Here is a 19880-nt window from a genome sequence, read left to right as displayed (position 1 = left end):
TCGACGGAGTCCGCGCGGACGGTGAGGAACCCGTCGGCGGCCATGGTGCCGGCGTACACCAAGTCGCCCTCGGACTTCTCCGCGGGGACGGGCTCGCCGGTGATGGTGCGGCCGTCACGGATGACGTCCGCCTCCTCGGGCGCAATGTCCAGCAGGTCGCTGACGGAGCGGCGGGTGCGCTCCAGGGTGCGGGCCTCCAGCCAGGAGCCGACGACGAACAGGAAGGCGACCACGCCGGCTTCCACGAACTCGCCGATCACCAGGGCGCCGGTGACGGCGGTGGTGACGAGCAGGTCGATGGAGAAGGCGCGGTAGCGCAGGGCGCGCAGGTGGGACGTCATGATGAGCCTCCATCAACACGTAGAGGATGAGCGTTGATACGAGTTCATCAGCGGCCGGCACTCGGCACCTTGACCGGGATCAAGTGGGGGCTCCGGGCGGTGCGCCGCGGCTCTGTCCCGACCCCGTCATTCACATACGGGCACACTTCGTCATGAAGCGAGCCTTCCCCGCCGGGGCGTGCCTACGGTGCTGAGAACATCGGTTGAAAGGGGGCGCTCGTGGCGGTCACGATCGGCGTCGACATCGGCACTCAGGGCAGCAAGGCAGCGGTCTACACCATCAGCGGTGTGCAGGTGGGCGCCGCATACACCCCGCACACCATCACCTACCCCGGCCCGGGGCTCGCGGAGATGGACCCGGAGCACCTGGTGGACTGCGCGTTCACCGCCATTGCCAGGGCCCTGGACTCCGCGGTGGACAACGGCATCGACCGTTCACAGGTGGCGGGCATCGCCCTGTCCGGCATCCTCGTGGGCCAGGTCCTCCTCGATGAGGACAGTCGGATCCTGTTCCCCGTCATCACCAGCCTCGACAGCCGCGCTGCCGGCCACGCCGCCCGCGCCGGCCGCGACCTCGAACCGCTCTGGGCGGCCGAATCCGGCACCACCACCCTCGATGCGTACGCCGCCCCGTTCCAGCTGCAGTGGATCCGCGACACCCACCCCGAGGTGTACGCCCGGATCGCCCGCACTGTCTCCGTGGCGCCGTACGTCTCCGGCCGTCTCGCCGGCCACGGCCAGGCTCAGATGGTCACCGACCCCACGCACGCCTCCGGCTTCATGGTGGGCTGGGACGCTGCCACCGGTGGCTTCTCCCCCGCCCAGTTCGAGCTGTTGGGCCTGCGGACAGACTTCCTTCCGCCGATCGTGCCGTCCGACGCCGTCATCGGCGCCGTCTGCGCGGAGGCGTCCCGACGCACGGGATTGCCCGTCGGCACCCCGATCGCCGCCGGTGCGGGCGACGTCCAGCAGTCCACTCTCGCCTCCGGCATGGTGACAGCCGGGCAGGCCACCGACTCCGCCGGCACCACGAGCATCCTCACCGTGGGCGTGGACGGCATCATCCCCGCCGCCACACAGATCCCCGGCCTGCTGTACAGCCTCGGCACCATCCCCGGCCAGTCGTTCTACTGGGGGTACGTCCGCGCCGGCGGCCTGTCCCTGCGGTGGTTCCGCGACCAAGTCGCCTCCCGCCCCCAGGACGATGCCCTCTACGCCGAGTTCGACACGCTCGCGGCCGCAGTCCGCCCGGGGGCCGACGGGGTCCTCTTCCTGCCGTACCTCGCCGGCGGCAACCCGAACAATCCGGACGCCTCCGGCACCTGGCTCGGCATGGACTCGAGCACCACCACCGGTGCCCTGTGGCGTTCCGCTCTCGAAGCGGTGGCGTTCGAGTACGCGTCCACGATCCGCACCATCGAGCAGAGCTCGCAACCGCTCAGCGAAGTGCTCGTCACCGGCGGCGGCGCCTGCAGCGATGTCTGGAACCAGATCAAGGCGGACGTCACCGGTGTGCCGTGGCGCCGCCCGCAGCGGGTGGACGGCCCCGTCCTGGCCGACGCCGCCCTCGCGAACCAGGCGGTTGGCCTCACCGACTCCCTCGCTGATCAGCTGACCGCCTGGAACCAGGGCGGCGCCTCCGCCCGGCCCGATGCGGCCCGGCACGCCTGCTACCGCGACATCGCACAGGTGCGCGACGACCTGCTCAGTGGGCCGCTGCAGCAGGTGTTCGCGGGAGTGCGCACCGTGCGAGAGGTGACGCAGCGGGACCACCGCGAAGCCGTCGGCCGCGCCCTCGCCGCCTGACCCGATCATCCCCACCGCGCCTCGTGCGCACCACCACCCCGGACGAAGGAGACACCATGACCATCCTGATCAAGTGGGCCGCCGATGCCCCCGAGACCGAACTGCTGCGCACCGAGGAGCCCGCGGAGATCCGCAAGGAGCTGTCCACCCTGGGCGTGCGCTACGAACAGTGGCCCACCTACGACCTCGCCCCAGACGCCGACCAGGACGCCGTCCTCGCCGCCTACCGGGACGAGGTGCAGCGCCTCACCGAGGAGGAGGACTTCACCCTCGTGGACGTGATGCGCCTGAAGAACACGGGGCAGGAGGACTTCTGGGAGAAGGCGAAGGCCGGCCGCGAGAAGTTCCTGGACGAGCACCGTCATGACGACGACGAGGTCCGCTTCTTCGTGGACGGCGCCGGCACCTTCTACCTCAACATCGAGGACACGGTGTACGCGGTCCTGTGCGAGCAGGGCGACCTGCTGTCCGTGCCGGAGGGCTCCACCCACTGGTTCGACATGGGCGAGAAGGCCCCGGAGTTCACCGCGATCCGGTTCTTCCACGACGGCGAGGGCTGGGTGGGCGACTTCACCGGCTCCCCCATCTCGCAGAACTTCCCCACCCATGACCAGATCCTGGCCTCTCGGGCGGCGGCATGAGCACCACCGTCACGCTGAAGCGGCCCGAGGCGATCGTCCTCGACATCGAAGGCACCACCAGCTCCACCTGGTTCGTGCACGACGTCCTCTACCCGTACTCCCGCGAGCGCTTCACCGAGTACCTGACGGACCGCGCCGATGATGAGGACGTGCAGCGCGCCCGAGGCCAGATCATCGACCTCGCCGGCCTGGACCCGGACGCGGATACGGCGCAGCTGGTGGCGGCACTGGAGGACTGGCTGGACCGGGACGAGAAGCGCACGCCGCTGAAGATCCTGCAGGGCCTCATCTGGGCCGACGGGTTCGCCAAAGGCGATCTGACCAGCCACTTCTTCGATGATGCGGTGCCGGCGATCCGCCGCTGGCACGAAGACGGCATCGAGCTGTGGGTGTTCTCCTCCGGGTCCCTGTCCTCGCAGCGGGCCTGGTTCGGCAACTCCCCGGACGGCGACCTGCTGCCCCTGTTCTCCGGTCATTTCGACACGGAGAACGCGGGCCCGAAACGGGTGGCGTCCTCGTACGCGACGATCCGCGAGCAGATCGGCCGGCCGGCCGCATCGCTGCTGTTCTTCTCCGACCTGGTGGAGGAGCTGGATGCGGCCGAGGAGGACGGCTGGGGCACCGTGGGCGTGCGCCGCGAGGGCGATCAGCACGCGGAGCGCGGGGTCGGCGAACACCCGGAGATCTCGACGTTCGAGCAGGTCCGGTTCACGTGACGGGCACCGTGCACGGGTCGCCGGCCGGCGGGACCGTGGGCGGGCAGGCACCGTCGGCCGCGCTGGCGGGCCGCGCCCTGGGGGCGCCGCTGCGGGGCGAGTACGACGTCGCCGTGATCGGCGGCGGCATCTCGGGCGTGCAGATCGCGCGCCACGCCGCCGGTCGGGGCCTGCGCACGGTGCTGCTGGAGAAGGTCGACTTCGGGGCGGGGACGTCCTCCGCGACGACGAAGGCGATCCACGGCGGGCTGCGCTACCTGGAGCAGTACGACTTCGGGGTGGTCGCGGAGTCCGTGGCGGAGCGCCGCTTCCTCGCCATCGCCGCCCCGCACCTGGTGCAGCCGCGCTCCTTCCTGCTGACCGCGTTCGACTGGTCCGCTCCGAAGGCGCCGATGCTGGGCGCGGGGGTGGCGCTGTACGAGGCGTTCGCGTGGAACCGGAACACGGGCGTGCCGCGGGACATCCGCTCGCCGCGCTTCCGCTGGGTGGGGCGCCGAAACCTGCTGCGGCGGGCGCCGATCCTCTCGCCCGACGGCCTCACGGGCGCGTGGCGCCACGACGACACGCTGAACCTCCACCCGGAGCGGCTGCTGCTGGCGCTCGTTCACTCGTTCACGGCCGACGGCGGCACCGCCCTCAACCACGCGGAGGTCACCGGCCTGCTGCGGGGCGCCGACGGGTCCGGTGCCGTGACCGGTGTGCGAGTGCGGGACTCCCTCACGGGGGAGACGGCTGCCGTGCCGGCACGGACCGTCATCAATGCCGCAGGCCCCTGGGTGCAGCAGGCCCTTGGCGGTGATGCGCCCCAAGCGGGTGTGCGGGTGCAGCAGGCGAAGGGGGTGCATCTGCTGGCCCGGGACATGGGACTGACGGATTCGCTGTACGTGCGGGGTCGCAACGGCCGGCACGTGGTGGTCAGCCCGTGGCAGGGCCGCACTCTCATCGGCCCCACGGACACGCCGTCCGCAGGCAGCCCTGATGACGCCCGCACCGAGGTGGAGGACGTGCAGCTGCTGCGCGAGACCCTGGATTCGATCAGTGCGCGGCCGCTGCGCCGCGAGGACGTGACGTCCACGATCGTGGGGGTGCGGCCGCTGGTGGCGACCAACGGTGACACGTATTCGACCTCGCGCCGCTTCACCATCACCGATCACGCCCAGCAGGGCCTGGACGGGCTGTTCACTGTCACCGGCGGGAAGTGGACCACGGGCCGCGCCATGGGCGCGCAGGTGATCGACCGCGTGATCGCGGCACGAGGGTCCCGTCTGGGCCCCACTCGCCGCTTCGATTCGCGGCGCCTTCCCCTGTCCACGAGCTTCGGCGACTACGGCACGGTGGCGGCCGCGTTCGATGCCGCTCTCCGACGGGTGCCGGCGGCGCCGGTGCCCCAGGCTGTGCGCCTGCATCTGGCGCGGCTGTACGGGACGGCGCATGAGCGAGTGCTGGCGCTGGCGGAGGCGGATCCGCGCTTAGCGGAGCCGATCGGTCCGGGTCCGGACATCGCCGCGCAGGTCGTGTATGCGGTGACCGATGAAGGTGCCCGGACGCTCGCGGATGTGCTGGAACGCCGACTCGTGATCGGCACGCTGGGTCCGGTCCCGGAGGGAGCGCTGCGGCAGGCGGCAGCGCTGCTGGCGGGACTGCTGGGCTGGGACGAGGCCGGGATCCGCGCGGAGGTGGAGGCGTACCGCGGCCGGCTGGATGCGGACCGGGATGTGCTGGATGAGGTGTTCGCGCGGTAGTCGCGGCGCGTGCTGGGCGCGGCATGCAGGATGCGAGAAGGGGCGGGATCCGTGGTGGGATCCCGCCCCTTCTGCTGTATGCGGCTGGTGGTCACACGGCCGCGGCGGGCACCGGTTCCGGGGCGGGAGCGGTGAGCGGTTCGCGGTGGTCGCGGGCTTCGATGCCGGGGGCTCGGAGGGTGAAGGTGAGGGCCATGCCCACAATGTAGAGGGCGGCCAGCAGCCAGATCACGGGGGCGACCCCGACGGCGGGGACGAGGCCGGCGACGAGGGGGCCAGCGAAGTTGGAGAGGCCAGCACCGAGGTTGAGCACGGCGATCGCGGCGCCCTTGTTGGCGGGGGCGAGCAGCGGGACGATGGCGGACAGGGGGCAGAACATGCCGAGGGCGAAGCCGTAGACCACGCCGACCGCCATGACGGCGGGGAGGTGGGCGCCGAGGACCTGCGGGGCGTAGTAGAGGGCGAGGACGGACAGGGCGCAGGCGAAGCAACCGGCCCAGGCGACGACGGCGACGCGGCCGAGGCGGTCGGAGAGGTAGCCGCTGAGAAGGTTCGCGACGATGTTGGCCAGCAGCATGGTGCCCCAGATGGAGGACCACTGGGCCTGGGTGAAGCCGATCGTGTTGACCATGTGGACGTTGAGGAACACGGCGAACGCGTAGTAGCTCATCGTGTTGATGATGCGGATGACGCCGGCGATGCCGACCTTCGGCTGCTCGCCGACGATGGTGATGGAGGCGGCGAGGCCGCGGAGGGTGTCGGCTGCGGTGACGGTGGTGGGGCCGTCCTGGCTGCGCAGCAGGAGTGCGACGATGGCGAGTCCGGCGGTGACGAACGCGAGGCTGCTCCAGAGGACGCCGAGGGGGCCCAGCTGGTCGATGGTGCCGGCCACGAAGTAGCCGGAGATGACGCCGAGGCCCATCACGTTGAAGAACCAGTACCAGCCCACGGCTCTGCCGAGGACCTGGCTCGGGGTGGACAGCGTGACCCACACGAGGAAGCCGTAGGCGAACAGGGGGTAGCCGATGGCGCGGATGGCGTAGGCGGTGAGCATGACTGCGAAGCTATCCGGGAGGACGCCCAGCAGCAGGAACACGAGCTGGAACACGATCCAGATGCCGCCGCCGATCACCATGACGCGCTTGGGGCCCCATGCTTCGGCGAGGGCGCCGGCGAGCCACGCTCCGAGTGCCACCACGATCCCGTACACGGTGAACAGGAGGGCCACGGATCCGGCGTCGTGCCCGCGGTCGGTGAGGTAGGTGGAGAGGAAGCTCAGTTCGATGCCGTCTCCCACCATGAACAGGGTGAGCGCCACGAAGCCCCAGGCGAGGGGCCTCGAGATGCCCTGCTGTGCGATGAACCTGCTGAGTCCACGGCCCGAATCCGGTGATGCCACGGCTCCTCCTCCACATCAGTGCGCACGCGTGCCGTGCGCGAGTGGAGTCAAGCTACGGGCCCTGGGCAGCAGGCCGCACCATTCGTGACGGTCTATAGCCGGGGATGAACGGGAGGGGTGTGGGGGGTGCTCCTTCACCGCGCTTCAGACCGTCACTTCACCTCGGCGCCGCGCGCGAACACCTTCCAGGTCATCGGCATGCCCGGACGGTACGCCAGGTGGATCGCTGCGGGCGCATCCAGCACGTGCAGATCAGCGCGGGCACCCACCGTCAGATGGCCCACGTCAGCCATCCGCAGCGCGATCGCACCGCCGCGGGTCGCCGCAAACAGCGCCTCGGCGAGGCTCATGTGCTGCTGCAGCACCGCCGTGCCCACACAGAAGTTCATCGCACTGGTGAAGCTCGTGCCCGGGTTCAGGTTCGAGGCGATCGCGACCACCGCCCCCGCATCCAGCAGCTCACGCGCGGGCGCGAACGGCATCCGCGTGGAGATGTCGCACGCCGGCAGGATCGTGGCAACGGTCGGGCCGGAACCCGTCGGCCGCGCACCCCCTTCGCCCGCGTCCACCTCGACCTGGCCGTCCGAGTCGCGGGAGACCGTGCCCGCGAGCGCCTCCACATCCGCCTGGGACAAAAAGTTCACGTGGTCCACGCTCGCCGCGCCCGTCTCGACCGCGAGCTGCACGCCGCCGGATTCGCCGAGCTGGTTGCCGTGCACGCGCACACCGAGGCCCGCAGCCTTCCCGGCGTCGAGGACCCGTCGGGACTGCTCCACATCGAACGCGCCCTTCTCGCAGAACACGTCGATGAAGTCCACGTGCGGCGCCACCTGAGTCAGCATCTCCCCCACCACGAGGTCCACATAGTCCTCGGCGGTGCCGCGCGAGCCCTTCTCGCCGTTGAACTCCGACGGCACCAGGTGCGCCCCCAGGAACGTCACCGCGTCCACGTGGTCGCGGGCGATCGCGGCGGAGCGGACCTCGTCCTCCACGGTGAGGCCGTAGCCGGTCTTCGTCTCCATGGTGGTGGTGCCGCCGAGCGCCGCGGCCCTCACCCGGTCACCGAGCAGTCGGGAGAGGCGTTCGTCGGAGGCGGAGCGGGTGGCGTCGGTGGTGACCTGGATGCCGCCGGCCGCGTAGGACTCACCGGCCATGCGGGCTTCGAACTCGGCGGAGCGGTCGCCGTCGAACACCATGTGGGAGTGGGAGTCGACCCAGCCGGGCAGGACCGCGCGACCGCCGAGGTCTTCGCGGGCGTCGGCGTCGGGCGCATCGGCTGCCTTCCCGACCCACACCACGCGGCCGTTCTCGGCGACGAGCGCGGCGTCACGGATCACGCCGGCGCCCTTCGCGCCCTCGGATTCGCGCAGTGGGTCCATGGTCCACAGTTCGCTGATGTTGGTGAACAGGGTGGTGGTCATCGCGGCCTCCATCGGCGGGTCGGTCGCGGCGCTCCGGGGTGGGAGGCCGACGGGTGCCCCTCCAGGCTATCGCCGCGGCCCGCAGGACGTGCCCGAGATCCGGGGCGGGGACTGCTCGCCGACGGGCGCGTGTGTGGACTCCCGGACAGCGACCCCCGACGGGGCCCGCGCCCCCCGCCGTCACCGGCCCCGTCGGCTTCCCCCCCCTGCGCCCAGCCCGCTCAGTACAGTGGCGGCACCATCAAGGACTAGGAGCACATCCCATGACACAGAAGCAGGAACTGCACACCGACCGCGAACCCGCCCCGCTCGGCGCGTACAGCCAGGGCATCGTCAGCGGCGACCTCGTGTTCACCGCCGGCTGCGGCCCCATCAACGTGGACACCGGCACCATGCCCGACGGGATCGGCCCGCAGACCGAGCAGACCCTGAAGAACGTGGAGGCGATCCTCGCGGAGGCCGGGTGCACCCTCGATGACGCGCTCAAGGTGACAGTGCACCTCGCGGACCTCGATGACTTCGCCGAGTTCGACGCCGCCTACGCCCCGTTCTTCACCGAGCCGCGGCCCGTGCGCACCACGGTGGGCTCCGCGCTGCTCGGCGGGATCCTCGTGGAGATCGACGTCATCGCCCGCCGCCGCGGCTGAACGGGGCCCGGGCGGCGATTTATAAAGATTATAAAAATTATAAAGCTCGCAAAGGCAGGCTCTCGGGCGGGCCAGCGTTCGGCGGAGCACCCGGCCCCGGGGCCGGTACAGGGGGTGGCGACCCCGCCGATGCGCGGTGCCGCGGCACCGGTACAGGCGGGGGTGACCAGTCACCGACCAGCACCTCCGCTGAATCGAGATAAGGGTTGTGGGTCCCACAACGCAGTGCGGTACCCACAACCCTTATCTCAACAGCCGGCGCACGCGGCCGGCGGCTTACGCGGTCAGTCGCGCACGTGCGGCTCCATCGGGATCTTCACGCCGCGCTCCTCGGCCACCTCAACGGCGCGGGAGTAGCCGGCATCCACGTGGCGGATCACGCCCATGCCCGGGTCGTTCGTGAGCAGAGCGGTGAGCTTCGCCGCCGCGAGGTCGGTCCCGTCGGCCACGCCGACCTGGCCCGCATGGATGGAGCGGCCGATGCCCACACCGCCGCCGTGGTGGATGGACACCCAGGTGGCGCCGGAGCTGGTGGCAGTGAGGGCGTTCAGCAGCGGCCAGTCGGCGATCGCGTCGGAGCCGTCGAGCATGGACTCGGTTTCGCGGTACGGGGAGGCGACGGAGCCGGAGTCCAGGTGGTCGCGGCCGATCACGATCGGGGCCTTCACCTTGCCCTCCTTCACCAGCTGGTTGAACAGGAGGCCGGCCTTGTGGCGCTCACCGTAGCCGAGCCAGCAGATGCGGGCGGGCAGGCCCTCGAACTCCACGTACTCGTCGGCGGCGTCGAGCCAGCGGTGCAGGTGCTCGTTCTCGGGGAACAGCTCCTTCAGCGCCTCGTCGGTCACCTTGATGTCCTCCGGGTCGCCGGAGAGCGCAACCCAGCGGAACGGGCCGAGGCCCTCGCAGAACAGGGGGCGGATGTAGGCGGGGACGAAGCCGGGGAACTCGAACGCGCGGTTGTAGCCGGCGTGGCGGGCTTCGTCGCGGATGGAGTTGCCGTAGTCGAACACTTCGGCGCCCTCGTCCTGGAACTCCACCATGGCCTGCACCTGGCGGGCCATGGCTTCGCGGGACTTCTTGGTGAAGCCCTCGGCGTCGGCCTTCGCCTCCTGCTTCCAGTCCTCGAACGCGATCTCGGTGGGGAGGTAGGAGAGGGGGTCGTGGGCGGAGGTCTGGTCGGTGACCACGTCGATGTGGATGTCGCCGGCGCGGTGGCGCTTCAGCAGTTCGGGGAAGATCTCGGAGGCGTTGCCCTCGATGCCGATGGAGAGGGCGCGCTTCTCCTCCTTCGCCTTGTTGGCGCGGGCGATGGCGTCGTCGAGGTCGGTGGCGATCTCGTCGAGGTAGCGCTTGGCCTGGCGGCGCTCGAGGCGGGAGCGGTCCACGTCGGCGATGATGCAGACGCCGCCGTTGAGGGTGACGGCGAGGGGCTGCGCGCCGCCCATGCCGCCGGCGCCGCCGGTGAGGGAGATGGTGCCGGCGAGGGTGCCGCCGAAGTCGGCGTCGCGGCCGTCGCGCTCGGCGAGCTTGCGGCCCACGGCGGCGAACGTTTCGAAGGTGCCCTGGAGGATGCCCTGGGTGGCGATGTAGATCCAGGACCCGGCGGTCATCTGGCCGTACATCATGAGGCCCTCGGCTTCGAGGCGGCGGAACTCGGGCCAGTTCGCCCAGTCGCCCACGAGGTTGGAGTTGGCGATGAGCACGCGCGGCGCCCATTCGTTGGTGGTGAAGACGCCGACGGGCTTGCCGGACTGCACCAGCAGGGTCTCGTTCGGTTCGAGGTCCTTGAGGGAGTCGACGATGGCGTCGAACGCGTCCCAGGAGCGGGCGGCGCGGCCGGTGCCGCCGTAGACCACGAGCTCATCGGGGTGCTCGGCGACCTCGGGGTCGAGGTTGTTCATCAGCATGCGCAGCGGGGCTTCGGCCTGCCAGTGCTTGGCGTTCAGGTCGGTGCCGCGGGGCGCCTTCACGGGGCGGGGGCCGGCGGGCGTCTTCTGCTCGTCAGTCATCGATCCTCAATCCTTGGGGTGGTCGGGTGTGGAGCCCACACAACCACAGTGGGTGTGTGCCGGGCCACGGGGGATGAGGGAGTCAGGCGGCCGACGGGTGCTTGCAGTCCGGGGGCACGGACTATTGCCCGAGGGCGAGCCCGCTCAGCCGAGCGCGGCCTCGAGGCGGCGGACGGCCGCGCCGAGCTGCGTGCGCACCACATCCGTGTCAACGGCGGTGCCGTCCTGCCAGGTGACGGCGATGGAGGCGACGGGCCAGCCGGACTTCTCCACCACGGCCTTCGCGATGGAGCGGAACCCGGGTGTGACTTCGCCGTTCTCCTCCGCCCAGCCGCGGTCGCGGGCGTCGCGGGCGTCGGCGAGGGCGCGGGCAACGGGGAACGTCATCGCACCGCCCACCCGGGATTCGAGGGCGGTGGTGCCGGCGAACACGGCCACGAGCTGCCGGTCGGGCAGCGCCGAGAGGATGGCGCGGCCGGAGGCGGTCAGGTGGGCCGGAAGGCGGACGCCCTGGTCGGTGACGAGGGAGGGGCGGTGCGCGGCGCGGGATTCGACCACGTAGAGGATTTCGCGGCCCTGGAGGACGGCGAGGTGAGCGGACTCCCCCACCCCGTCCACGAGCTGGTTGACCACGTGATTGCCGAGCCGGGCCAGGGGCGCCTGGCGGGTGTAGCCGGCGCTGAGTTCGTAGGCGGCGGTGCCGAGGCCGTACGTCTTGTCCTCGCGGTAGTGGAGGACGTAGCCGTGCTCGGCGAGGACACCGAGGACGTCGTACGTGGTGGAGCGGGGCAGTTCCAGTTCGGCGGCGATGCGGCTCGCTGGGACTGGCCGCGAGCGCTGCGCGAGCAGAGTGAGGATCCGCAGGGTGGCGTCAGCGGCGGGGACTTTGGTGGCCATGCCATCCAGTCTAGCCAGGCCGTCCAGAATGCTGGACAGCGGCGCGAGCGGTGGACGGCACTGCCCAGGCTGGCGCTTGCCATCGTGCCAGGATGGGGGCATGACCTCTTCGCACAGCACCGCTCCCGCTCTGCACGACCAGTGGTCCGGTCGCCATGACGGCGACGGCGCCGATCACGCGCGCTGGCACGAAGTCGTGCGCCTCGCCGCCGACCCCTCCCCCAGTGACTCCCAGGCCCCGTCGGCCCCCGGAACCGACGCCTCCTCCCCCACCGATTTCGGCCGCCACATCGGCATGCTCGGCTTCCGCTCCGACGAAGGGGTGCGCCGCAACGCAGGCCGCACCGGCGCGGCCGACGGTCCCCGGGTACTGCGCGCCGCCCTCTCCGGAATGGCGCTGCACGGCCCCCTCGGGGACGGCTCGGTCGCGATTGTGGACCACGGCGATGAGGTCACCCACGGGGAGGACCTCGAGGACGGGCAGGCGCGGCAGGCGGACGCCACCGGCCGGGCGCTGTCGGCCGACGGGAACACGCTCACCGTGGTGCTCGGCGGCGGCCACGAGACGGCGTGGCCGAGCTACGGCGGCCTGCAGCAGGCCCTGGATGCCGGCGCTCTTCGACCGGACGGCGCCGACGCGGGCGCAGCTGGCGACCGGCCGCGCTGGGGAGTCCTCAACCTCGATGCCCACTTCGACCTGCGCCGCGCCGACGCCCCCTCCTCCGGCACCCCGTTCCTGCAGATCGCTGAGGCGGAGCGCGCGCAGGGCCGCGACCTCAACTACGCGGTGGTCGGCATTGCGGAGGCGTCGAACACGAAGGTCCTGTTCGATACCGCGCGGGACCTCGACGTTGAGTGGATGACCGATGAGGAGTGCGCATCCGTCGGCCGGGACGGCATCGCCGACTTCATCGAGTCGTTCGCCGAGCAGCTCGATGTCCTCTACCTGACGATCGACCTCGACGTCCTGCCCGCCCACACCGCCCCCGGGGTGTCAGCTCCGGCCGCGTTCGGGGTGGAGTTCGCGCTGATCCTGCATGCGGTGCAGGTGGCGGCGCGGACGGGGAAGCTGCGCCTGCTGGACGTGGTGGAGCTGAACCCGACCCTGGACATCGACGGCCGCACCGCGAAGGCCGCCGCCCGGCTCATCACCGACGCTGCGAGCATCGCAGCGGGCGAGGCTGCCGGTGAGTGAGCTCGACGCCGTCGCCCCGGGGGTGCTCGTCAGCACCTCCCGCCGGGACCTGACCACCTCGACGGTGCTGGCGTCCATCAGCGAAGCGCTGCTGATCGACCCGTCGTGGGAACCGGATGAGCTGGCGGACCTCGCCGACCAGCTGGGGTCACGGTCCCTGCAGGTCACGGGCGGTTTCTCCACCCATGCCCACCATGATCACGTGCTGTGGCACCCCGCGTTCGGGCCCGTGCCCCGCTACGGGTCGCTGCCGACCGCGGCGCAGTGCGCACTGCACCGGGAGGACATGGTCGCGGCCCTCGGACCGGACTTCATGGGCGCTCCCGGCTCCCTCGGTGCGGCCCTGGGTGACCTGGTGGGGCGCGTGGAGCCGGCGCCGCACGCACCGGCGGACTCCTCGCGGATCTGGCTGCCCGCGGGCACGGTGCCGCGCGGATTCGAACCGGAGTTCATCGTGCACAGCGCCCACGCCGACGGCCACACCGCGGTCTGGCTGGAGGACCAGGGCGTACTCATCGCGGGAGACATGCTCAGCGATGTGGAGCTGCCGCTGCCGTACACGGCGGCGAACATCGGCCCGTACCTCGACGCATTGGAACGGCTGGAGCCGTACGCGGCGAAAGCGCAGGTCATCGTGCCGGGACACGGGCACGTGGGCTGGGGGCAGGCCGCGATGGAGCGCCTAGACGCGGACCGACGCTACCTGCGGCACGCCATGGCAGGGCGCACCCCGAACGATCCGCGACTGGAGAGTGCGCAGATGCGCGCTGTGCACGAGCAGCTGCTCGCCTCCGTCGCGGAGAGCGGCATCGGCCCAGCCTGAGCTGGGAACGGCCGCTCCCCACAGTTCAGCAGAAGAAAGCACGCCTGGAGCGCGCTATGCGTGCGGCATTCTGCTCACGTTCGGGCGGGACGGCTTACCAGATGCCGTCCTTCGAGGCCGCGCCACCGGTGGACGCATTGCCGGTGTCGAGCGAGCTGATGACTGTGCCTGGCTGCACCGGGACCTTTGTGTTGCTGGTCTGCGGGCCGGACATCGTCCAGTTGATCGGCGACTTCATGGTCGCGAGCTTCTGGTTGTAGTAGTCCACGCACAGCGACTGGTTCGGCAAGCCGATGCTCGCGAGGCTCGGGGCGAAGGTCTGCGCCGTCGGCACCGTGACCGTCAGATAGTTGGTCCACCGCTGGCCGCTGACTGCGCCGCCGGAGATGCCGAAGCGAATGTCCGCAGTCGTATCGCCCGAACCCGCAGCGGCGAGCTTTCCGGTCGCTGCCCAATTGACCGTGTGATGCACCTGGTTCGCCGCGCCGTTCGTGGGCTGCGGCCCAATGCCTCCCCCACCGTTGACAGTGCGGGTGCCCCAGCTGGTGACGACGCTCGTGAGACCGCGCCCGGTGCGGACCTTGGTGGCGGACAGGTCGTTGTAGCTCATCAGGCGCACACCGAGGTTGAGCGGTTGCGTGGACGAGAACGTCACTGGGCAGCTATCGGCGTTCGTGACGTTCACATAGACATCAGTGGCGTATCCGTTGCCAGCGCCGAGCGGCTGATAGAAGTTGATGTCGAGTGAGATCGGCTTGCCGTTGCAGAAGAACTGCTGCTCGGCTTTCAGGAAGGCGGCGTCGATCTTCTGCACAGAGGCGCTGTTGCAGGTGCCGCTGGAGGCTGCGTACGCCGGCGCCGCAACGGACACCGCAGCGGCGGGCACCGTCCACGCCGCACCGGCCGCGAGGGCGCGGCGGCGGGAGAAGTCTCGCCGGGCAGAGGTGGTGGACGAGTCGCGCTCAGTCATCGGAGAGCCTTTCTGGTGGAGGGATGGTCGGGGGCCCATGCGCGCCGGCGGTCACCTACCGATGGGTTAAGACACTTGTACGGCGCTCATCTCCAGCATGCTCCCGTTACCTGAACGAGATCAACAGGGCGTGACCGGTCCCCACCCGCCCGCGACCAGTGCGGCACCACTCGGGCGCGCCATGACGGCATTCATCCCACCACCCCCGGCGCATACCAGCCCCAGTGCCTGCCCGGACCGGGGCTACGATGGTGGCACTGTTCCCACCCGCCCGGCGCTCTCCGATCTCCGCGCCGCGGCCTCACTCCTCAAGGTGTCGCCTGTGAGCACTGCTGCCCCAGAACCCCATCGTCCACCATCCGGCGCTGCACCCGTCGGCGCTGCACCCGTCGGCCCCGACCGCACCCTCGTCGAACGCAACGGGATCGACGTCATCGCCGAATCGGAGCGCACCGCCGCACCCCACCAGCTCTTCTGGCCGTGGTTCGCCGCCAACGTCTCCGTGTTCGGCATGTCCTACGGCGCGTGGACCCTCGGCTTCGGCATCTCCTTCGTGCAGGCCGTGATCGTCTCCATCATCGGCATCGTGGTCTCGTTCCTGCTGTGCGGCCTCATCGCCATCGCCGGCAAGCGCGGCTCCGTCCCCACGATGGTGCTGTCCCGGGCAGCGTTCGGGGTGCACGGGCAGAAGGTGCCCGGCATCGTCTCGTGGCTGACCTCCATCGGCTGGGAGACCATGCTCGCGATCTCCGCCGTGCTCGCCACCGCCACCGTGTTCGAACTGCTCGGCCTCGCCCACGGCACCACCGTGCTCGTGATCGCCGCGGTCGCGATCGCGGCGCTCATCGTGGGGGCGTCCGTGCTCGGCTACCACACGATCATGCGGATGCAGTCGATGCTGACGTGGGCGACCGGCGCGTTCACCATCCTGTTCATGATCCTCGTGATCCCCCACATCGACCTCGGCGCCGTGATGTCGATGGAGAACGGCACGGTTCAGCAGACCGTCGGTGCGCTCGTCATGGTGATGACCGGGTTCGGGCTCGGCTGGATCAACATCGCCGCGGACTGGTCGCGGTACCAGCGCCGATCCACGTCCGACGGGGCGATCGTCGCCTGGAACACCATCGGCGGCTCCGCAGCCCCCATCATCCTGGTGACGTTCGGCCTCCTCCTCGCCGGCTCCGACGCCGACTTCGCCGCTCAGGTGGGCGATGACCCGATCGGGGCGCTCGCCACTCTCCTCCCCCTGTGGGCGCTGATCCCGTTCTGGATCGTGGCGGTGCTGACCCTCGTCTCCGGCGCGGTCCTGGGCATCTACTCTTCGGGCCTCACCCTGCTGTCCCTCGGCGTGAACATCCCCCGCCCCGCGGCGGCCGCAATCGACGGCATCATCCTCACTCTCGGCACCGTCTGGGTGGTGTTCTTCGCGCAGAGCTTCATCGCGCCGTTCCAGTCGTTCCTCATCACCCTCGGTGTGCCGCTCGCCTCCTGGGCAGGCATCCTCATCGCTGACATCCTCAGCCGCCGCGCCGACTACGACGAGCAGGCCCTGTTCGACGCGCGCGGCCGCTACGGCTCGATCGACTGGACCTCGATTGGGACGATGGCGGTGGCGTCGCTGGTCGGTTGGGGGCTCGTGGTGAACTCCTTCGCCGGGGAGGCCTCGTGGAACAACTGGCAGGGCTACCTGCTGGAGCCGCTCGGCCTCGGCAGGTGGAATGCGGCCGACGGGTTCTGGGAGGGCGACTGGGCGTACTCCAACCTCGGGGTGCTGCTGTCGCTCGTGCTGAGCTTCCTGGTGACCCTGGTGCTGCGGCGCGGCTCGATCCGCCGCCAGGAAGAGGGGGCGCTGGGCCGCGGTGAGGGGCGTCGTGGCTGAGCCTTCGCCGTTCCTCGTGATCGTGGACCCGCAGGTCATCTTCGCGGCGGACGGCAGTGACTGGCAGTCGCCGTTCTGGGCCGACGCCGAACCCAACATCCTTCGCCTCGCCGACGCGTTCGGTGAGCGGGTCGTCGTGACGCGATGGCTGCCCACCGCGAACCGCTCCACCTCGTGGGGTGACTACTTCGAGGCGTGGCCGTTCGCCGACGTCCCCGCCGACGACCCGCTGTACGACCTGCTGCCGGGGTTCGAAGACCTGTCCCCGCACCCCACGGTGGATGAGCCGACGTTCGGCAAATGGCATCAGCAGCTGCGCGACATTGTGGGTGACGCCACCGAGGTCGTGGTGGCGGGAGTGTCCACGGACTGCTGCGTGATCTCCACCGTCCTTCCCGCCGCCGACGCTGGCGCCCGCATCACCGTGGTCGCCGACGCCTGCGCCGCTTCCACCGCCGAGAACGGCGCGGCGGCGATGCACGTGATGGGGCTGTACCCGCCGCAAGTGCAGATCACGTCGACCGCCACAGTGCTGGCGTCCCGCGCCACCACAACATAAACGCCTTCGAATCATAAAAACGCCCGCCCCATCAACCACGTGCGTGATCGATGGGGCGGGCCATTGCTGGAGCGATCAGTGCTCGCAGTAGTGATCACCGTGCTCGGCGTGCTTGTGGCCATCGTGGATGTAGTCCACGTGGTCACCGTGCTGCACTGCTTCGTGACCGCAGTTCTCGCCGTGAGTGTGCTCTTCCTTAGTGTGGTGCTTTTCGCAGGACATGTCCGCTCCTCTGTCAGTGGTGTTTTCTGGTCTGCAGTGCCTGCACAGTCAATGCTGGGCACCCGCAAGGTTTTCAGCAGTATGAGCGAGCGCATCTTCAACCACGTGCAGCACATGCTGATCCGCGATTGAGTAGCGGACTTCCTTGCCATGCCGGCAGCAGGTCACCAATCCCACGCTTCTCAGCGCTTTGAGATGCTGCGACACCACAGGCTGCGCCAAGTTCGACGCCTCCGCGATTCGCCCCACCGGCATTTCCCCATCACGCAGCGTGAGAAGCACACCGACTCTGGCCGCATTGCCCAGAACCTTGAACAGCTCCGCAGTTCGGATGAGGTGGTCCATCTCGCTCATATGCCCAGCCTGACACACATATTGTTTTATTGCAATATCTTGATGTGTCGGTTGGGGGCGCCCCGGCTATCCAGTGATCCCGAACCGCTCCAACTGCTTGCGGGCGCCCGCGTTCTGCATCGCCAGCAGCTCCGCGTAGATGCCGCCGGAGCGGGCCAGTTCCGCGGGGGTGCCGATCTCGTCGATCTGCCCGTCCTTCAGGGTGACGATGCGGTCCACGTTCGCGATGGTGGACAGGCGGTGCGCGATGATCAGGGAGGTGCGGTCCGCCATCAGTTCGTCGAGACCGCGCTGCACTTCGCGTTCGCTCTTGGTGTCGAGGGCGCTGGTGGCTTCGTCGAGAACGAGGATGGGGGCGTCCTTGAGGATGGCGCGGGCCACGGCGATGCGCTGCTTCTGCCCGCCGGACAGCTTCAGGCCGCGCTCCCCCACCACGGTGTCGTACCCGTCGGCGAACTTCTCGATGAAGCGCTCCGCGTTGGCTTTGCGGGCGGCTGCGCGGATCTCGTCATCGGTGGCGTCGGGCCGGCCGTAGGCGATGTTCTCGCGGATCGTGCCGGAGAACAGAGACGCATCCTGGAACACCACGCCGACTCGGGCGCGCAGGTCCTGCACCTGCAGGTCCGCCACGTCGTGCCCCGCCACCGAGATGCGTCCCGAGCGGGCCTGGTAGAGGCCGAGCAGGAGGTTCACGATGGTGGATTTGCCGCCGCCGGACTCGCCGACGAACGCCACCTTCTCGCCATGATGGATGCTGAAGGAGATGTCCTGGAGGACATCGACCCCTTCGTCGTACGCGAAGTGGACGGAGTCGAACTCCACCGTCGGCGCCCCCGCCACGGGTGCGATCGCGGAATCGCGTGACTGCTGCAGGGTCCGCATCGGGGAGCGGGCATCGATCGGGGTGTCCATGACGCGGAAGTAGTCACGGGAGCCGGCGATGGCGCGCTGGGCCATGTCGATGAGGTAGCTCATCGACTCCACGGGCTGGCGGGCCATCATCATCATCTGGATCAGCAGCACCATCTCGCCGACCGTGAACGCTCCCTGCACGGTGTTCACGAAGATGATCACGTAGATCGCGAAGAACACGACGTTGAGGGCGGTGCGGCGCAGGATGTCCATCGTGTGCCAGTGCTTCGACTGTTCACGAGTGGTGGCGTCGGTCGTGATGAAGCGGCGGGTGAAGGCGTTCAGTTCGCCCTTCTCACGCACGAACGACTTCACCACGCGGATCTGCCCCACCACTTCGCTGAAGCGGCCGGAGGCGATGTCGATCTGTTCGTTCTTCTGCCCTTCGAGCTTCTGCCATTTCGTGGAGGTGAGGGCGGTGAGCCACACGTACACGGGGAACACGATGGCGAGCAGCACGGCGAGCGGCCACGCGTACCAGCCGGAGATGACGAGCACCGCGACGGTGGTCAGCAGCATGGTCGCGAACATGTTGGACATGGTCTTCGCGAACTGCGAGATCTCGGTGATGGAGCGGTTCAGGCGCGCCACGATGGTGCCGGTGAGTTCGCTGTCGTACCAGGACTGCGGCAGGTGCAGCAGCTTCTCGTAGTAGCGGACCGAGAGGATGGTGCGCATGCGGTTGGCCATGACGTCGCCGTACCAGCCGCCGATGTTGTGCAGCAGCGCCTGCGCCGTGAGCGCCACGAGGATCCACACGGCGGTCCAGATGATGGAGGACATGGCGCCGTCGGCGGGGCCGCCGTTCGCGGCGGAGGCGGCGACGATGTCGGTGGCGTGACCGACGAGGAACGGCACCAGCAGGGTCGCGACGGTGGCGAGGGTGCTGGTGAGGAGGATCGCCAGGTAGAACGGCCAGAGCCGACGGGTGAAGCTGAGGATGCGCAGGAGGGGTTTCATCGTCTTCGAACCTACTCCTGCGCATCCTCGCGCGGCCAGGATCAGTGGGGAACGCGGCACCTCAGCCGGCCGCGGACCTGCCGCGCCTCAGCCGGCTACGCGCCGGCCCCGCTGCACGTAGGCATCCATCTCCTGCTCGGGCACCATGGAGCCGCCGGTCAGCCACGCCAGGTGCATCGCGTCGGTCGGGAGGTTGAGGCCAGCTCCCCGCCCGGCGGCGATGCGGGCGGCGGAGTCGAGGGCGGCCGCGGAACTGGGCTCCACCCGGATGCCGTCGGCCTCGGAGAGCTGGGCGAGGCGGCGGAACATGGCGTCATCGCCGACCGTCACGAACGCGTCCACCAGCTTCTCCACCGCGGCGCCGACGAACCCGGAGGGGCTGGC

At 69.7% G+C, this 19880-nt stretch carries 18 protein-coding genes and 1 pseudogene; 9 read left to right on the top strand and 10 right to left on the bottom strand.

All coding sequences use genetic code 11. The features are described 5' to 3' along the window. Nucleotides 1-341: P-type ATPase actuator domain-containing protein (locus tag FHX50_RS11125; protein ID WP_484496847.1), on the bottom strand; the 341-nt coding region annotated here is incomplete at its 3' end. Between the two features lie 219 nt (nt 342-560). Between FHX50_RS11125 and FHX50_RS12400 the strand changes: the two genes are divergently transcribed. Genes FHX50_RS12400 through FHX50_RS11105 form a run of 4 tightly spaced genes read left to right on the top strand, consistent with a single transcriptional unit; the run spans nt 561 to nt 5246 of the window. Continuing rightward, nucleotides 561-2147: an FGGY family carbohydrate kinase gene (locus FHX50_RS12400; protein WP_183377245.1), complete on the top strand. Its 1587-nt coding sequence runs from the start codon at nt 561-563 to the stop codon at nt 2145-2147. A gap of 56 nt (nt 2148-2203) precedes the next feature. After that, a complete protein-coding gene (locus FHX50_RS11115; protein ID WP_183377244.1) occupies nt 2204-2788 on the top strand; it encodes a 1,2-dihydroxy-3-keto-5-methylthiopentene dioxygenase in 585 nt (194 codons plus the stop codon). Beyond that, entirely contained in the window at nt 2785-3504 is a 720-nt protein-coding gene (gene mtnC, locus FHX50_RS11110) for an acireductone synthase (protein WP_183377243.1), read from the top strand. Before FHX50_RS11115 ends, mtnC begins: the two co-directional genes overlap by 4 nt. Next, entirely contained in the window at nt 3501-5246 is a 1746-nt protein-coding gene (locus FHX50_RS11105) for an FAD-dependent oxidoreductase (RefSeq protein WP_221187355.1), read from the top strand. The genes mtnC and FHX50_RS11105 overlap by 4 nt, the downstream gene beginning before the upstream one ends. Nucleotides 5247-5337: 91 nt before the next feature. Here the strand turns inward: FHX50_RS11105 and FHX50_RS11100 are convergent, their stop codons facing one another. Continuing rightward, nucleotides 5338-6645 carry an MFS transporter gene (locus tag FHX50_RS11100; protein ID WP_221187354.1) on the bottom strand — a complete coding sequence of 436 codons (1308 nt, stop codon included), beginning with the start codon at nt 6643-6645 and terminating at the stop codon, nt 5338-5340. A gap of 152 nt (nt 6646-6797) precedes the next feature. Continuing rightward, complete coding sequence (locus FHX50_RS11095) at nt 6798-8066, bottom strand: amidohydrolase family protein (RefSeq protein WP_183377242.1); 1269 nt, start codon at nt 8064-8066, stop codon at nt 6798-6800. 263 nt (nt 8067-8329) lie between these two features. Here FHX50_RS11095 and FHX50_RS11090 point away from each other — a divergent pair, with 263 nt between their 5' ends. Then, nucleotides 8330-8713 (top strand): RidA family protein, encoded by a 384-nt coding sequence (locus FHX50_RS11090; protein ID WP_183377241.1) that lies wholly within the window; start codon nt 8330-8332, stop codon nt 8711-8713. 284 nt (nt 8714-8997) lie between these two features. Here FHX50_RS11090 and hutU read toward each other — a convergent pair whose 3' ends face one another. Further along, nucleotides 8998-10722 carry a urocanate hydratase gene (gene hutU, locus FHX50_RS11085; RefSeq protein ID WP_183377240.1) on the bottom strand — a complete coding sequence of 575 codons (1725 nt, stop codon included), beginning with the start codon at nt 10720-10722 and terminating at the stop codon, nt 8998-9000. Nucleotides 10723-10866: 144 nt separating this feature from the next. Then, nucleotides 10867-11619, bottom strand: coding sequence for an IclR family transcriptional regulator (locus FHX50_RS11080; protein ID WP_183377239.1), 753 nt, complete (start codon nt 11617-11619; stop codon nt 10867-10869). A 100-nt stretch (nt 11620-11719) separates the two neighbouring features. Between FHX50_RS11080 and hutG the strand changes: the two genes are divergently transcribed. Continuing rightward, complete coding sequence (hutG, locus tag FHX50_RS11075; protein ID WP_183377238.1) at nt 11720-12814, top strand: formimidoylglutamase; 1095 nt, start codon at nt 11720-11722, stop codon at nt 12812-12814. Beyond that, nucleotides 12807-13637 (top strand): MBL fold metallo-hydrolase, encoded by an 831-nt coding sequence (locus FHX50_RS11070; protein WP_183377237.1) that lies wholly within the window; start codon nt 12807-12809, stop codon nt 13635-13637. Before hutG ends, FHX50_RS11070 begins: the two co-directional genes overlap by 8 nt. A 94-nt stretch (nt 13638-13731) precedes the next feature. Here FHX50_RS11070 and FHX50_RS11065 read toward each other — a convergent pair whose 3' ends face one another. Continuing rightward, the gene (locus FHX50_RS11065) at nt 13732-14607 is read right to left on the bottom strand and encodes a hypothetical protein (protein WP_183377236.1); all 876 of its coding nucleotides are present in this window, start codon (nt 14605-14607) and stop codon (nt 13732-13734) included. 424 nt (nt 14608-15031) lie between these two features. On the opposite strand from FHX50_RS11065, the gene FHX50_RS11060 reads away from it, so the two are divergent. After that, nucleotides 15032-16489 (top strand): purine-cytosine permease family protein, encoded by a 1458-nt coding sequence (locus tag FHX50_RS11060; RefSeq protein WP_239376479.1) that lies wholly within the window; start codon nt 15032-15034, stop codon nt 16487-16489. Further along, nucleotides 16482-17048 carry a cysteine hydrolase family protein gene (locus tag FHX50_RS11055; protein ID WP_343064099.1) on the top strand — a complete coding sequence of 189 codons (567 nt, stop codon included), beginning with the start codon at nt 16482-16484 and terminating at the stop codon, nt 17046-17048. The genes FHX50_RS11060 and FHX50_RS11055 overlap by 8 nt, the downstream gene beginning before the upstream one ends. Nucleotides 17049-17123: 75 nt before the next feature. Here the strand turns inward: FHX50_RS11055 and FHX50_RS11050 are convergent, their stop codons facing one another. The 4 genes and pseudogenes from FHX50_RS11050 to FHX50_RS11035 all read right to left on the bottom strand — a co-directional run. Next, nucleotides 17124-17270, bottom strand: coding sequence for a zinc transporter permease (locus FHX50_RS11050; RefSeq protein WP_183377234.1), 147 nt, complete (start codon nt 17268-17270; stop codon nt 17124-17126). A 48-nt stretch (nt 17271-17318) separates the two neighbouring features. Continuing rightward, a complete protein-coding gene (locus FHX50_RS11045; protein ID WP_183377233.1) occupies nt 17319-17624 on the bottom strand; it encodes an ArsR/SmtB family transcription factor in 306 nt (101 codons plus the stop codon). A gap of 66 nt (nt 17625-17690) precedes the next feature. Further along, the gene (locus FHX50_RS11040; RefSeq protein ID WP_183377232.1) at nt 17691-19496 is read right to left on the bottom strand and encodes an ABC transporter ATP-binding protein; all 1806 of its coding nucleotides are present in this window, start codon (nt 19494-19496) and stop codon (nt 17691-17693) included. Nucleotides 19497-19583: 87 nt separating this feature from the next. Further along, a pseudogene (locus FHX50_RS11035) lies at nt 19584-19880 on the bottom strand (D-serine ammonia-lyase); the annotation flags it as partial.

The sequence above is a fragment of the Helcobacillus massiliensis genome, from assembly GCF_014191425.1.
In the GTDB taxonomy this organism is placed as follows: Bacteria; Actinomycetota; Actinomycetes; order Actinomycetales; family Dermabacteraceae; genus Helcobacillus; species Helcobacillus massiliensis.
This window is presented reverse-complemented; position numbering and strand designations above follow the sequence as displayed.